Origin of the sequence: Flavobacterium mekongense, from assembly GCF_047038255.1 — a bacterium.
Taxonomy (GTDB): Bacteria; Bacteroidota; Bacteroidia; order Flavobacteriales; family Flavobacteriaceae; genus Flavobacterium; species Flavobacterium mekongense.
The window spans coordinates 557937-572265 of the sequence record NZ_CP174374.1 but is presented as its reverse complement, the minus strand read 5'-3'; the positions used below and the strand labels follow the sequence as shown (position 1 = coordinate 572265).

The following is a 14329-nucleotide window of genomic DNA, read 5'->3' as shown; positions in this document are numbered from 1 at the left end:
TTGTTGGTAATTTCAAAGATAGCAAATGCAATTGTTAAATTTTGAGTTCAATATATACCGGTAAATGATCTGAAGGATATTTCAAGTCTTTGGAATCACTTAAAATGGCGTATTTCTCTACCTTAAAAGGATTGTTTTTTGAGAGAAAAATGTAATCAATGCGTTTGGTTACCGCTTCTTGGTGGCGGAAGCCATTAAAAGTGCCGCTCGGACCAAATGGTTTGGCTTTGGCAATATCTTGACTGTCGTTCATTTCCTTTTTTAAGTTGATGATTCGCTCTTCGTTAGGTTCTGTATTGAAATCACCCATCAAAAATACCGGATAGTTTTTGGTATTCAATGCTTTGATTTTTGACAGAATTAAAAGAATGGAATTCGTTCTTGCCAGTTCACCCATGTGGTCTAAATGGGTATTGAAAACCCAGAAGGTTTGTTTTGTTTTGCGGTCTATGAACAATCCGTAAGTGCAAACGCGATTGAGTGCGGCATCCCAACCTTTGGAGATTTTATCGGATGTTTCCGAAAGCCAAAAAGTATTTTCTTGCAGCACTTGGAATCGGTCTTTCAAGTAAAAGATGTTGGATGATTCGCCTTTGCCTTCTCCATCACGACCAATACCGATATGGTTATAGTTGGGTAACAAAGTTTGTATATCGGTCACTTGATGAGGTAAAGCTTCTTGTATGCCCAAGATATCCGGTTCGTAAAAAGCCACTTGGGAAGCCCAATAATTTTTTCGCTTTGGCCAAGCGTTTTCACCATCGGAAGCCAGGTCGAGGCGAATGTTATAAGTCATTAAACTTAATTTTTGTGCTGAAACGGAACTAAAAAGGGAGGTCAGCAACAGTAAGTAGGTGAAATACGTTTTCATGAGTATGGTTGTATGACTCAAATATACGTCTTTTATAGCAACGTTTGCGTGAGCGATTCCTTCGGCAGAAGCTTCGCTCGTGTGGAGCAAGTACCACGTACTGCGGAAAGCGCGGCCTTTAAGGACACGCCATAAAAATAAAAAACGCATCACATATCGGAATGCGTGTTATTTTTTAAAGATGATTGAGTAATAATTTTCTGTTGGATTTTTTTGAGCAATTGTGTTTACTCTTGTTTGTTTTTTTCCAGACTTTCCATTTTTTCGAGTACTTTTTTGAGCAATTCCATTTGTGCTTGTTGTTGGATATGAAGGGTTTCATTATCCTTTTTTAGTTTTTCAATTTGGACTTGTTGTTCCTGAACTGCTTTTACCAAGGGCATTACAAATTGACTGTAGGCAATACTGTAATTATCGGTGGGATTATCCGGATCGGGAATGTGTAAGCCATCAAAGTCATATTGAATTTCTTTCGCTGCTTTTTCAACATCTTGTGCTAAGAAACCCGTTCGAGTAATATTGTTTTGTATAGAGTAATTAAGGTTTGTCTTTAAGCTGTCCGATAGATTTTGCGTCAGGTGTCTCTCAAATTTTGCGGAATCGAAATGATAAGAAACCGGTTTTAGTTTTAATATAAACTCCAGTCCCGGAATGTTATCTTTAATGTTGTATTTGAAGCGTGCATCTGATGGATTAGAATATGGTACTTGTCCTTCTACCACTGTTACAAGTGTATTTCCCAATCTAACTTTGTTTGATGCATTACTCACAGCCTGACTTCCTATAGCCGTACTATTGGCTAAATTGCTTGATGAAATATTGGCGTTTGTTCCAACAGCCGTATTATTTGATCCTGAAATGTTGTTGTTTAGAGCATTAAAACCCAAAGCAGCGTTGTTGTTTCCGATGGTGTTATTTAGTAATGAAGTAGTTCCTAAAGCAGTATTAAAAGAGCCTGAGGTATTATAATAAAGCGATGAAGCACCAAAACCGGCATTATTGCTGCCGTTCACATTGGTTAACAAGGTTGCTGTTCCGAATGCAGCATTAAAATTTCCATCTGTATTTGATGCGAGACTATTTGCGCCAAATGAATTGTTATTGTTGCCTATAGTATTATTTGTCAATGCATCTCTTCCGGAGGCAGTGTTACCATTTCCTGATGTATTGGATTTTAATGTATATATTCCGAGACCTGTATTGTTGTTTCCGGTAGTATTACCAATTAACGCTGAGGTACCGAAAGCCGAATTGTTACTTCCGGTTGTATTATAGAATAAGGCTGAAGCACCGACTGCGGTGTTATTTAAGCCATTGGTGTTTTTATTCATGCTCGAATCTCCGACAGCGGTATTAAAGTATCCGCTGGTATTTGAATTTAAGGCGTTTGATCCAATAGAAACGTTTTGATATCCATCTGTGTTTTTTGCTAAAGTATTATTTCCTATGGCTATATTACCGCTGCCAACGGTGTTTAAATAAAGAGCGTTTACCCCTAAACAAACATTACTGCTGCCGGATAAATTACTATATAAGGCAGCAGTACCAATGCCGGTATTATTTCCTCCAGAGATATTGTTTTTCATGGATTCATATCCTACACAGGTGTTGGAACTCCCGCTAGTATTGCTATTTAAGCTTTGAAATCCAATCACGGTGTTGTTAAAACCCGCAATATTACTTCTAAAAGCATTGTAACCAACAGCTATATTTGAAAAACCACTCGTGTTGCTTAAGCCGGTTTGATTTCCAATGAAGATATTTTGATTGTTTGATAAATCATCATTATCTCCGGCTTGTGTACCTATAAAAATAGAATTTCCTGAGTTTAAAAACTGCAGCTGTCCTTTTTGAGTCAACCTAAGTTTTAATTGATTGTTTGTTCTAAAATCTAAATCTTGAGCATTTGTAGTTCCTAAAAAATGGGTGCCGCTGGTTGTTGCATTATTCCCGGTAATATTCCAAGTGTTAGGACTGCTGGCTAAAGATGTCCATTGAGATGTTATACTGTTCCAAAAATAAAACCCAGGGCTATAAACACCTACTGTATTGGTTAGGTATATGAGCATCCCGTTTTGTAGGTTTGTAGGGTTACTAACCGGAAAATTTGTTATTCGGGGGATGAGAATACCATCAGTATTTGTTGGGGTATTCGCATTTGAAGCTACGATGTCGAGAGAAGCATTAGGGGTAGAAGTATTAACACCAACTTGAGAAAGCGATTTTTGTGGTAAGCAAAGGGTAGCAATGAAAAAGAGTACAAATTTTTTCATTAATGAAATTAGTGTTTGGGTTAGGTTACAAAACAAATATATAAATTTGATTTTAAGTATGTTAAAAATCTTGTAACAATACAAACATTCAAGAGAAGTATAAATATTTAGAGGTAAGTAGATAGGTTTTTATCCCTAAAAAAAAAGCATCCTTACAAGGATGCTTTTTTATAACAATTGCATTTAAAGAATTATTTTAAACTTGCTTTTAAATATTCGCGGTTCATGCGAGCGATGTTTTCCAAGGAAATGCCTTTCGGACATTCTACTTCGCAGGCACCGGTGTTGGTACAGTTTCCGAATCCTTCTTCGTCCATTTGGCGTACCATGTTTAAGACTCTTTGTGTAGCTTCTACTTTTCCTTGCGGTAACAAAGCGTATTGTGATACTTTGGCACCTACGAATAACATAGCAGAACCATTTTTACAAGTGGCTACACAAGCACCACAACCAATACAAGCTGCGGCTTCGAAAGCGCGGTCTGCGTCGTGTTTAGGTACCGGAATAGCGTTAGCATCAATCGTTCTACCAGAAGTGTTTACGGATACGAAACCTCCGGCTTGTTGGATTCTGTCGAAGGCACTTCGGTCTACCACCAAATCTTTTACTACCGGGAAAGCTTTACTTCTCCAAGGCTCGATGTAAATGGTATCGCCGTCATTGAATTTACGCATGTGTAACTGACAAGTTGTAGTTCCGGTATCCGGTCCGTGAGCACGCCCATTGATGTATAAAGAACACATCCCGCAAATGCCTTCACGACAATCGTGGTCGAAAGCTACCGGTTCTTTTTTCTCATTGATTAATTGCTCGTTCAATTGGTCTAACATTTCCAAAAAAGAACTTGCAGTAGAAACGTTATCTAATTTATAAGTTTCTATTTGACCTTTGGCTTTAGCGTTTTTTTGACGCCAAATTTTAAGGGTTATATTGATGTTTTTTGCTGCAGACATAATGTAATTATTTGTAGTTTCTAGCGGCTATTTTAATAAACTCGTATTTCAATTCTTCCTTGTGAAGCGCTTCTTTACTGATGTCGTAACCCATATATTCCCAGGCGCTTACAAAAGCAAAGTTGTCGTCGTCACGAAGGGTTTCTCCCTCTGAATCTTGGTATTCTTCACGGAAGTGACCACCACAAGATTCTTTTCTTTGCAATGCATCCATGGCCATCAACTGACCTAAATCCATGAAGTCGGCCACGCGAAGGGCTTTTTCCAATTCAGGGTTTAACTCGTCGGCACTACCCGGAACGTAAACGTCTTTGTAGAATTCATCTTTTAAAGCAGCGATTTCGTCGATAGCTTCTTTGAGTCCTTTTTCGTTACGAGCCATACCTACTTTATTCCACATAATCAATCCTAATCGTTTGTGGAAATGGTCAACCGATTTGGTTCCGTTGTTGCCTAAAAACTTATTGATAGAAGCTCTTACGCTGTCTTCAGCTTCGGTGAATTCAGGAGAATCGGTGGAAATTTTCCCGGTTCTGATTTCATCAGCCAAATAGTTAGAAACGGTGTATGGCAATACAAAGTAACCGTCGGCCAATCCTTGCATCAAGGCAGAAGCCCCTAAACGGTTTGCACCGTGATCCGAGAAGTTGGCTTCACCGGCCACGAAACAACCGGGAATAGTAGATTGTAAGTTATAATCTACCCAAACACCACCCATAGTGTAGTGAACGGCAGGATATATTTTCATTGGGGTTTCGTATGGATTTTCATCGGTAATTTTTTCGTACATCGCAAAAAGGTTACCGTATTTTTCTTCTAACCATTTTTTACCCAATTTGGTTACTTCTTCAGCTGAAGGATTGTGATTTCCTTGGGCATAGGCAGCTTGCCTTCCTTTGTTTTGGATTTCGGTGGAGAAATCCAGGTAAACCCCTTCGTTGGTATCGTTGGCTTCAATTCCGAAACCTTCGTCACAACGTTCTTTAGCAGCTCTTGAAGCCACGTCACGAGGAACTAAGTTACCAAAGGCAGGATATCTTCTTTCCAAGAAATAATCTCTGTCTTCTTCTTTTAATTGGGTTGGCTTTAATTTGCCTGCTCGGATGGCTTCGGCATCTTCTTTTTTCTTCGGTACCCAAATTCTACCTGAGTTACGCAACGATTCCGACATCAAAGTCAGTTTCGATTGGTTTACACCGTGAACCGGAATACAAGTTGGGTGAATCTGTACAAAGCAAGGGTTGGCAAATAAAGCGCCTCTTTTGTGTACTTTCCAAGCAGCAGTTACGTTACTTCCCATGGCGTTAGTAGATAGGAAATATACATTTCCGTAACCTCCTGAAGCAATAATAACAGCATGTGCCGAATGTCTTTCTAATTCACCGGTGACCAAATTACGGGCGATAATTCCTCTGGCTTTACCGTCAACTTTTACCAAGTCCAACATTTCGTGACGGTTGAACATTTGTACGCGTCCTAACCCGATTTGTCTAGATAAAGCAGAGTAAGCACCTAACAACAATTGTTGTCCGGTTTGCCCGGCCGCATAAAATGTACGTTGTACTTGCGTTCCTCCGAAAGAACGGTTGTCTAACATTCCGCCGTACTCACGGGCAAAAGGTACACCTTGTGCTACACATTGGTCAATGATGTTGGCTGAAACTTCTGCCAAACGGTGAACGTTAGCTTCGCGAGCCCTGTAATCTCCTCCTTTGATGGTGTCGTAGAACAAACGGTAAGTACTGTCGCCGTCGTTTTGGTAATTTTTAGCGGCGTTGATTCCTCCTTGAGCGGCAATAGAGTGCGCTCTTCTTGGAGAATCTTGGAAACAAAATGCTTTTACATTGTATCCCATTTCTCCTAATGAGGCAGCAGCTGAAGCACCGGCCAATCCGGTTCCTACTACAATAACATCGATTTTCGGACGGTTATTAGGAGCTACTAATTTTAAGTGATTTTTATGGTTAGTCCATTTTTCTGCTATTGGACCTTCTGGTATTTTAGAATCTAACTTCATGATTTGTACTGATGTTGATTATTTTAGAAAAAAGTGAATGTAAACCGGAATAGCTGCAAATAACAGAGGCACTACAATAGCAAATGCTTTTCCGAAGCCTTTAATAACCGGCGTATATTTAGGGTTGTTCAAACCAAGCGATTGGAAAGCACTTTGGAAACCGTGAAGTAAGTGGAAGGCCAGAACTAACATCGCAATTACATAAGCAATGGTAGCTATTAAACCGGTTTTAGGGTCTTTGAAAAAAGCAACCGTTATTTTGTGTAAGTCTTTATAACCTTCACCCATTTTTACATTGGCTACTTTGTTGTAAAACTCTGTTCTGTTTCTGATTTCTAATCCCATTTGTTTTAATTGATTAGTGTCAGCCGGGAAAAATTTACCGTTATCAGTGGTAATGTAATAGTCCATTTTTTGCCCCATTTGTTCTACTGTTATGGTTTGTAAAGGCATTTTTTCATCAAAATGCATTACGGCCCAAAAGTTCACCATATGCGTCACAATAAACACCAAAATCAAAGTGCCTAAAACCGCCATGTTTCTCGAAGAAAAGCTGCTGTTTTTAGCCGGATTGTTTTTGGCGTAGCCTATTGGTCGGGCTTTGGCGTTTTGATAGGTTAACAAAAACCCGTCAACCGCATGGAAAAGAATAGAAATGTAAGTTAGGTAAGAAAGAATTTTTACTGCCGGATTAGTGGTCATGAACAACGCATACTTGTTAAATGCTGATGCATCGCTAAAAATTAATTGAAGATTTCCTGCTAAGTGACCCGCTAAAAACAAGCATAAAAATAAACCTGTAAGAGCCATCCAATATTTTTTTACAATGGATGACTTTAAAAGTGCAGATTTTGCCATAATGTTGTGTATAATTGTTTAAAAAATTCACACAAAAATAAGGCTATTTGCTATTAACTACAACCTTTTCGTTGTAATTTATAATGAATTTAAAGTGAGTTTAACAGTTGTTGATTATCAATGGTTTAAAGAGCTTTTTTGCAGGCAAAAACTTAAACAAAACTATCTTACATAGCTGGGAATTAACCCTCTTAATCCCATGTCAACTACATTTTCTCCGATGGAAGGCTCAAATTTTCCGTCGGCGTTAATTTCATGCCATTCAAAACTGCGGTTAACAGAAAGTGATAGGGTTACAATCACATCTTGTGTTTCATTCCCGTTGACAACCAAGTTATTGGAAAACTTTCCGGTTACCACACAAGTATTTAAATTTCTGGGGATAGGAGAAGTGGCTTCTATCGGGTTAGGAACGGTAGTGCTACCCGCGGGTGCTTGTCCGGAAGACGAGTAAGGCTGATTGTTCAGGGCAAAAGCCCAGTAACCTTGCGCTCTATTACCATTTACCGGAAAGAGATTGTTGCCAATATTGAATTCGGTAATGTAAGTGTTAAACCCTACAAAACTGGCCAAAGTTCCGGTGTAATCTACATTTTGATGGCGAATGTTAATTTGGTAATTCTGATAAGAAAGTGAAACCCTCATCCATTCATAACTACCGGCGGCAACATCCCGCAAAGGAATTTTTAAAAAGACTTCATCTTCAGCCACAATTTTAGAACGGCTGAAATCTATAGCTGTAGCGCCGCCTAAATTGGTTTCCGGAGCGTGATAAATAATAGTTCCGCTACCCAATTGGGTGTTGGCATTCGGAGCCAATTCAATGTAATGGGATGAAATGGCGTTGAAAATAGGTGATTGAGCAGCATTTCCTGGCGCTACAGTAGACGGTTGTCCTAAATTGTTCAAACGAACTTGGTTTTCATCAAATTTGAATTTGATGATCAGCATCGGTTCTTCTGTACTATCGCTGCTGCACGAAAAGAACGGTATCGCGGCGATTAAGATGAGTAAAACAACAATTCCTTTTTTCATGATTTTTTGATTTTTTCCGATACGCTTGTTATTAATTTTTAAATGTTTACTGTACATTTTCCCATTGATATCAAATATCTCGGATGATTATTGATTGATGATGTTAAGACGATGTTAATGTGTTTTTGTTACATCTTCATCTATAACGAGAATATAGTCGGCTTTATTGTATTCTTCCGTCGGAATTTTTTCTAAATCACTTTGTTCGATAGTGGCAATGGTCAAAATTTGAATTTCAGGCGCATATTTTTTTAAATACCAGCAAATCCCGTCAAAGTTATCGGAATGGTAAGTACCATTGTAATGAATGAAAATCGAATTTTCTTTTAGGTTTTTCTGAATAAAATAAGCCATAGTAGCATCTTTGCTCGCTTGGGCTTTCGGCATATTCGGGCTTGCGTGATTGCCCATCATTTTCATCATGTTTACATAACCCGGCAAGTTTTCATCGTAAGGCATCGGTAAAGGGGCAATCCAAGATTTTTCCTCAGCGGTTAGTGTTTCCAGCGCTTCAAATCCTTTTTTAGAAACCATCGACGCATATCTTCTGGGGATATTGGTTGCAATAAAAAACAGTTTTTTTTCTTTGGCAAAATCTACCAAAGGTTTGTAATCCGTTTTGTAATTGGGCCAAAGACGTGCTGTAGTGTCTAATTGCTTTTGGTTGATTTCGCCTTTCAGGTATTGGTCTAACTGCTTTTGATTATCGGCTTCTATCATTTCCGCACCCAATACCAATGATTTCTTTTCGGCTAAATCTTTGGTTAATTCCAATTGTAACCAATGCACTACGGAATTGTTATGGTATTCTCCAAACAAAACTACTTCTGCTTTTTCGGCGGCTTTAAGAAGTTTGGCATAAGTCGTTTTTTTGCCGTTTTTGTCAAATAACTGATAAGCTTTTTTGTCTTGAGCCAAAAGACTTGTGGAAAACGCCAAATATAAAAAGACTATTTTTTTCATAATATGATTATTTTATTTCATCAATAGTATAGTGTGTTTTGTCCTTAAGGGCAGGTAAATCTTGCCAATTCATCATTTTAGACACCACTACATTTTTCTTCAAAATTAGCTTAAAGATACTGTCTTTAGGATGGAATTCATATTGGACTATGATTTTATTTTTTTGATAATCTTCAAGGATTAATTGCTTTTTTAATTCGTTAATCTCAAAATGATAATCGGTCATTCTATCATTAGCATTTTGAAAAATGAGGTAATGGTTCCGGTGGATAAAGATGTTTTTCAACCATAAATTTTTGGCAGGCAAAGCATCAGTTTTGGTATAAATGTTGGTAACCCGATAAGCACCATGTAAAAAGGGTCTTTTTTGTAGATCATCATTAAAATTTTTAGTTGCAGCATAGGGATATAGAATCTCTATCAGCATCAACCCAATCAGCATGGTTTTTAAGCCGGATTTTAGACTTTTATTTTTAATGATTGCAGGAATAGGGTTAAGCGTCTTTTGTTTTCCAAAAATAAAAAAATCAACCAATGTTCTACTGTAAGGAAAAGCAGCGAAAAAGGTTGTAAAAACCAGAAAAAGCGAAAAAGTTTTTACTGAAATGTCAAACCCAAAGTTGATAAAAACAATATGGATAAAAATACCTAAAGCCAGTATTAATCCTAAAACCCTTGTTCGTTTCAATACTATTAAAGCGGCTACACTCACCTCAATCAGACCTGTAGCTAAGGAATAAAAGTGCGAAGTGCCCAGCGTACTCCAATACAGCGTATCCTTGGTTAATTGGCCAAAAGGAGTGTAAAGAATATTAGGTTCAGGAAGATAAAATTGGGCTTTGAATACTTTGTCAAAACCATATTTTAAAAGGATAAAGACAATATAATAGCAACTAATGGTCCGGGTAACCTCAATTATTTCCTTCGTTTTGATGCGCAAAAAAATCAAACAGCCGGTCACAATTACAGCCAGTATAAATAATAGCAGTAATAGTAAATTGAGCGCTATGGTATCAGAAGAAAAATCTATATTGGATAAGGCGTTGGGAAAGAAAGCGTTTTGTAACCAAGCAATAGGTTTTTCAAAAAGAAATCGGGTAAGACCGAATTGCCAATCTCTTCCATTAAAGGTTAGCGGAACAAACAGAAAGCTTAAAAGCAAAAAAACGGCGACAATGTTCCCGATACTTTTTTTCATCAGCGTGAAGCCAAACTTTTGAAATTTGAAGTTTTCCAAACAAAGAAAGTTATAATTGAGGAAAGTAAAGTCAATAATAAAACCAACATCGGTTTTGAAGGAAAGTTTAAATCAGAAACCGGAACCAATGACTTTTTCTTTTTATTGGGTTTTTTAGCCTGATTGTCATAGCCAACAAAAACTACTTTGTCAATATCATTTCTAAAACTATATTGGGTTTTTAGAACGTCTTTGATACTGTCTAAAGCATGTTTTTTACTGAAAAGTTTGTGACGGTAAACAGTTTCTCTCCCGGCGGTCCATTTTTTGGAACTTAAAATTTTATAATCTTCACGGTCGCTTTCAACACAAAACTCACTGGTAACCAAAATTACTTGTTCGTCGGAAACATAAATTACGGAATCCAAAACCGCATTTCGTTCACGGCGATTGGGTGCCACACCCAGATTAGAGTTATCTGCATCAAACCAATTTTTTTCTAAGGCTATTCGAAATTCGGCATCGCTACCACTATGACTTTTGTGTGAAATTAATTTGGTTTGCGAAAAACAAACGACTGAAAAAAAACACCCGAAAAACAACAATACATTTCTCATTTGGATAGAATTAGTAGTTAAAGATAAAAAATCGCCCAAAAGAATGTTGCTTTTTACAGCGTATTTAACAATTTCATGTCCCAATTGTAAAAATGGATATCCGAAAATGAATATTTTTGTGGACACTTCATCTGTTACTATGGCTATTACATCTAAAGCCTTTCTCGATTACTTGCATCATTTTACAAATGATTCCGATAAGCATTTGGAAACACAACTTTCTGAAATCGCTAATCGTTTCAAGGTGTTGACTTTAAAGAAGAACCAACTTTTAGTGGCTGAAAACCAAGTTTGTCCCTATTTCTGCTACGTGGAAAGCGGGATTTTGCAACACGCCATTTTGGTCGAAGCCGAAGAGAAAACTACTTATTTAGCCTTACGAGATTCGGTTACTTCATCGCTGAATAGCTTTCTCAACAAGATTCCGTCGCGAAAAAGCATCAAAGCCTTGGTAGATTGCCAACTTTGGGTAATCGATTTGGAAAACTTCAAAGATTTATTAATCAATAACCAAGCATTTCATCAGTTTTACTACAATTTAATCGAAAGACAAATCATGTTGATTGATGATTATCGCATTGATTTACTTACGCTAACACCGGAAGAACGCTATAAAAAACTATTGGCCACCGAACCCAAATTACTACAAGAAGTTCCGTTGCATTACTTGGCTTCTTTTCTTGGTATCTCCAATCGCCACATGAGCCGCATCCGAAAAAACATCGGTTGATAAAAATAACGCCATTTGGCTACTAATCGCTGCTGACTAATCCGTAATTTTGAAAAACTTCTTTCCGGAAGTCTAAAATATCTAATAATCTAACATTGTCTAAAAATGAAATACCATCAGATAGACCGCGACTTGTTTGTAAAAAACAGAGCCAAATTCACCGCTCAAATGAAACCCAACAGTGTAGCGGTTTTTAATTCTAACGATATTTATCCGGTTTCGGCCGATAGTACTTTGCCTTTTGCACAACACCGCGATATTTTTTACTTATCGGGCGTTGACCAAGAAGAAAGTGTTTTATTGCTTTTTCCCGATGCGCCGTTCGAGCACTTGAAAGAAGTGTTGTTTTTGCGCGAAACCAACGAACACATAGCGGTTTGGGAAGGCGAGAAGCTAACCAAAGAAAGAGCGTTCGAGGTTTCGGGGATTAAAACCGTGATTTGGCTACAGGATTTCCACAAAACTTTGAAAGAAGTGATGGCCTATGCCGAAACAATGTACATCAATACCAATGAACATTACCGCGCTGTTATTGAAACGGAAACCCGAGAAGCACGTTTTGTGAAATGGTGGAAAGAAAATTATCCGGCGCACAAAGTAGAGAAATCGAATCCGATTTTGCAACGTTTGCGTTCCGTAAAAGAAAGCGAAGAATTGGATTTGATTCAGAAAGCTTGTGACATTACTGAAAAAGGATTCCGCAGGGTTTTGAATTTTGTGAAACCGAATGTAATGGAATACGAAGTGGAAGCTGAATTTGCTCATGAATTCTTGAGAAATCGCTCTAAAGGTTTTGCTTACACGCCTATCATCGCATCAGGGAATAATGCTAATGTGTTGCATTATATCGAAAACAACCAACAATGCAAGGCCGGCGATTTATTACTGTTGGATGTTGGCGCTGAATATGCGAATTACTCCAGCGATATGACGAGAACGATTCCGGTTTCGGGGAGATTTACCGACCGACAAAAAGCGGTTTACAATGCCGTATTGCGCGTAAAAGACGAAGCCACTAAAATGTTGGTTCCGGGCAATTATTGGAAACAATACCATGTGGAAGTTGGGAAAATCATGACTTCCGAATTGTTAGGTTTAGGCCTAATTGACAAAGCCGACGTTCAAAACGAAAATCCCGACTGGCCGGCGTATAAAAAATATTTTATGCACGGAACGTCACACCATATGGGCTTAGACACGCACGATTATGGTTTGTTATACGAACCGATGCAAACCAATATGGTGTTTACGGTAGAACCTGGCATTTACATACCGGCAGAAGGTTTCGGCATTCGTATTGAAGACGATGTAGTGATTCAAGAAAAAGGAGAGCCTTTTAACTTAATGAGAAACATTCCGATTACTGTGGAAGAAATCGAGAGTTTGATGAATTCCTAATTAAGGGGAAAGGGAAAAGAAATAAGTGAAAAGACGGCTCGCAGTTGCGGGTCGTTTTTTGTTTCCCTATTAGTCATAAAAGATTATTTAAGTTTTCTCATATGATACTTATATGTCTTATATGGTTAAAAAACTATTTTTGTAACGATGAAAAACATTATCTACAAAAACACCAAAATCTCTTTCACCGACCATGGTAAAGGCACGGCAGTAGTGTTATTACACGGGTTTTTGGAGAATAAAACCATGTGGGACGCTTTTGTGCCTGAATTGGCTAAGAAGCATCGCGTGATTACCGTTGATTTATTGGGTCACGGTGAAACCGAATGTTTGGGTTACGTTCACGCCATGGAAGACCAAGCGGATATGTTGTATGCTTTGCTGTTGTTTTTAAAAATACGCAAAGTGGTTTTGGTTGGTCATTCGATGGGCGGTTATGTGGCTTTGGCTTTCGCCGAATTGTATCCGGATTACATGAAAGGCTTGTTTTTGTTGAATTCTACATCCAGAGCCGACAGCGATGAACGAAAATTAAATCGAGACCGAGCAATAGCGGCTGTCAAACAAAATTACACGGCTTTTGTTCGTATGTCGATAGCCAATTTGTTTGCAGAAGATAACCGCGAACGTTTGGCAGCAACCATTGAAAAGGTAAAAGAGCAAGCCTTAAAAACGCCGCTACAAGGGATAGTAGCCGCATTAGAAGGTATGAAAATTCGAAAAGACCGCGAAGTGATTCTGCATTTTGCGCCCTATCCGATGCAGTTGGTTTTGGGTAAAAAGGATGGTGTGCTTTTGTATGACGATAATATTGATCAAACAGAAGGGACAAAAGTCGAACTGACTACATTTCCCGACGGTCACATGAGCCACATTGAGAACGAGGCGGCATTGATGAAAGTGATGTTGGTTTTTTTGAAGAAAGTTTAGCCAACATAGGTGCTAAGATGATATAAGGTTTGACAAACACCTTCAAAAATTGCTACTTTGCACTGTAATTATTTCATCGTTTAATAAGCAAAAATCAAATGACTATGTTTACGGCAGAACAAATCAAATCGGCACACAGTAAAGTAAAATCAGGGGCTGATTTTCCCAATTATATCAAAGAAATTAAGTTTTTAGGCGTTACCCATTATGAAGCCTATGTAACCGACGGTCACACAAAATATCACCACGGAAGCGACTATACCGCAATTGTTGAACCCAAGTACGAACCTATTGTAATTGCAGAGACACCACAAACCGAAATCTTTAAAAAAGAACTTTTGGCTCACCAACAAGGGAAAACCGATTACCTTACGTTTATCACAATGTGTGCGGAAACCGGAATTGAAAAATGGGAAATTTGCATGGATAAAATGACCTGTACGTATTATGACAAAGCCGGAAATGTAGTATTGGTGGAAGCAATACCCCAATAAAGTTGCCAATTAT

13 protein-coding genes are annotated in these 14329 nt (G+C 38.2%); 4 read left to right on the top strand and 9 right to left on the bottom strand.

Annotated features, from left to right (window positions below):
• Window positions 1-34: 34 nt before the first annotated feature.
• The 9 genes from ACJG85_RS02290 to ACJG85_RS02250 all read right to left on the bottom strand — a co-directional run bounded on the left by ACJG85_RS02290 (window position 35) and on the right by ACJG85_RS02250 (window position 10764).
• On the bottom strand, window positions 35-871 hold the full coding sequence (locus tag ACJG85_RS02290; protein ID WP_412465166.1) for an endonuclease/exonuclease/phosphatase family protein: 837 nt from the start codon (window positions 869-871) through the stop codon (window positions 35-37).
• Between the two features lie 227 nt (window positions 872-1098).
• Window positions 1099-3144 (bottom strand): tail fiber domain-containing protein, encoded by a 2046-nt coding sequence (locus ACJG85_RS02285; RefSeq protein ID WP_412476817.1) that lies wholly within the window; start codon window positions 3142-3144, stop codon window positions 1099-1101.
• Window positions 3145-3335: 191 nt separating this feature from the next.
• Window positions 3336-4097 (bottom strand): succinate dehydrogenase/fumarate reductase iron-sulfur subunit, encoded by a 762-nt coding sequence (locus tag ACJG85_RS02280; protein WP_290876353.1) that lies wholly within the window; start codon window positions 4095-4097, stop codon window positions 3336-3338.
• 7 nt (window positions 4098-4104) lie between these two features.
• The gene (locus tag ACJG85_RS02275; RefSeq protein WP_412464740.1) at window positions 4105-6114 is read right to left on the bottom strand and encodes a fumarate reductase/succinate dehydrogenase flavoprotein subunit; all 2010 of its coding nucleotides are present in this window, start codon (window positions 6112-6114) and stop codon (window positions 4105-4107) included.
• A gap of 18 nt (window positions 6115-6132) precedes the next feature.
• Window positions 6133-6972: a succinate dehydrogenase cytochrome b subunit gene (locus tag ACJG85_RS02270; RefSeq protein WP_409674711.1), complete on the bottom strand. Its 840-nt coding sequence runs from the start codon at window positions 6970-6972 to the stop codon at window positions 6133-6135.
• A 162-nt stretch (window positions 6973-7134) separates the two neighbouring features.
• Complete coding sequence (locus ACJG85_RS02265; RefSeq protein WP_412464738.1) at window positions 7135-8007, bottom strand: hypothetical protein; 873 nt, start codon at window positions 8005-8007, stop codon at window positions 7135-7137.
• A 114-nt stretch (window positions 8008-8121) separates the two neighbouring features.
• Window positions 8122-8970, bottom strand: a complete 849-nt coding sequence (locus ACJG85_RS02260) for a ChaN family lipoprotein (RefSeq protein ID WP_412476816.1) — start codon at window positions 8968-8970, stop codon at window positions 8122-8124.
• A gap of 7 nt (window positions 8971-8977) precedes the next feature.
• Complete coding sequence (locus ACJG85_RS02255; protein WP_409674702.1) at window positions 8978-10168, bottom strand: hypothetical protein; 1191 nt, start codon at window positions 10166-10168, stop codon at window positions 8978-8980.
• On the bottom strand, window positions 10168-10764 hold the full coding sequence (locus ACJG85_RS02250; RefSeq protein ID WP_409674699.1) for a hypothetical protein: 597 nt from the start codon (window positions 10762-10764) through the stop codon (window positions 10168-10170). The genes ACJG85_RS02255 and ACJG85_RS02250 overlap by 1 nt, the downstream gene beginning before the upstream one ends.
• Before the next feature lie 106 nt (window positions 10765-10870).
• Between ACJG85_RS02250 and ACJG85_RS02245 the strand changes: the two genes are divergently transcribed.
• From ACJG85_RS02245 to ACJG85_RS02230, 4 genes are all read left to right on the top strand, one after another.
• Window positions 10871-11494: a Crp/Fnr family transcriptional regulator gene (locus ACJG85_RS02245; RefSeq protein ID WP_412464737.1), complete on the top strand. Its 624-nt coding sequence runs from the start codon at window positions 10871-10873 to the stop codon at window positions 11492-11494.
• Window positions 11495-11599: 105 nt separating this feature from the next.
• Window positions 11600-12892 (top strand): aminopeptidase P family protein, encoded by a 1293-nt coding sequence (locus ACJG85_RS02240; RefSeq protein WP_412476815.1) that lies wholly within the window; start codon window positions 11600-11602, stop codon window positions 12890-12892.
• Window positions 12893-13039: 147 nt separating this feature from the next.
• Window positions 13040-13822, top strand: coding sequence for an alpha/beta fold hydrolase (locus ACJG85_RS02235; RefSeq protein WP_412476814.1), 783 nt, complete (start codon window positions 13040-13042; stop codon window positions 13820-13822).
• A gap of 104 nt (window positions 13823-13926) precedes the next feature.
• Window positions 13927-14316, top strand: a complete 390-nt coding sequence (locus tag ACJG85_RS02230; RefSeq protein WP_412464733.1) for a DUF1398 domain-containing protein — start codon at window positions 13927-13929, stop codon at window positions 14314-14316.
• The last annotated feature ends 13 nt before the right edge of the window (window positions 14317-14329 follow it).

What these genes read in the sequence shown, in the direction of transcription:
- ACJG85_RS02260 (WP_412476816.1), bottom strand. Translation starts at nt 8,970, where the DNA reads ATGAAAAAAATAGTCTTTTTATATTTGGCGTTTTCCACAAGTCTTTTG.
- ACJG85_RS02280 (WP_290876353.1), bottom strand. Translation starts at nt 4,097, where the DNA reads ATGTCTGCAGCAAAAAACATCAATATAACCCTTAAAATTTGGCGTCAA.
- ACJG85_RS02285 (WP_412476817.1), bottom strand. Translation starts at nt 3,144, where the DNA reads ATGAAAAAATTTGTACTCTTTTTCATTGCTACCCTTTGCTTACCACAA.
- ACJG85_RS02240 (WP_412476815.1), top strand. Translation starts at nt 11,600, where the DNA reads ATGAAATACCATCAGATAGACCGCGACTTGTTTGTAAAAAACAGAGCC.
- ACJG85_RS02250 (WP_409674699.1), bottom strand. Translation starts at nt 10,764, where the DNA reads ATGAGAAATGTATTGTTGTTTTTCGGGTGTTTTTTTTCAGTCGTTTGT.
- ACJG85_RS02265 (WP_412464738.1), bottom strand. Translation starts at nt 8,007, where the DNA reads ATGAAAAAAGGAATTGTTGTTTTACTCATCTTAATCGCCGCGATACCG.
- ACJG85_RS02255 (WP_409674702.1), bottom strand. Translation starts at nt 10,168, where the DNA reads ATGAAAAAAAGTATCGGGAACATTGTCGCCGTTTTTTTGCTTTTAAGC.
- ACJG85_RS02235 (WP_412476814.1), top strand. Translation starts at nt 13,040, where the DNA reads ATGAAAAACATTATCTACAAAAACACCAAAATCTCTTTCACCGACCAT.
- ACJG85_RS02270 (WP_409674711.1), bottom strand. Translation starts at nt 6,972, where the DNA reads ATGGCAAAATCTGCACTTTTAAAGTCATCCATTGTAAAAAAATATTGG.
- ACJG85_RS02275 (WP_412464740.1), bottom strand. Translation starts at nt 6,114, where the DNA reads ATGAAGTTAGATTCTAAAATACCAGAAGGTCCAATAGCAGAAAAATGG.
- ACJG85_RS02245 (WP_412464737.1), top strand. Translation starts at nt 10,871, where the DNA reads ATGAATATTTTTGTGGACACTTCATCTGTTACTATGGCTATTACATCT.
- ACJG85_RS02290 (WP_412465166.1), bottom strand. Translation starts at nt 871, where the DNA reads ATGAAAACGTATTTCACCTACTTACTGTTGCTGACCTCCCTTTTTAGT.
- ACJG85_RS02230 (WP_412464733.1), top strand. Translation starts at nt 13,927, where the DNA reads ATGTTTACGGCAGAACAAATCAAATCGGCACACAGTAAAGTAAAATCA.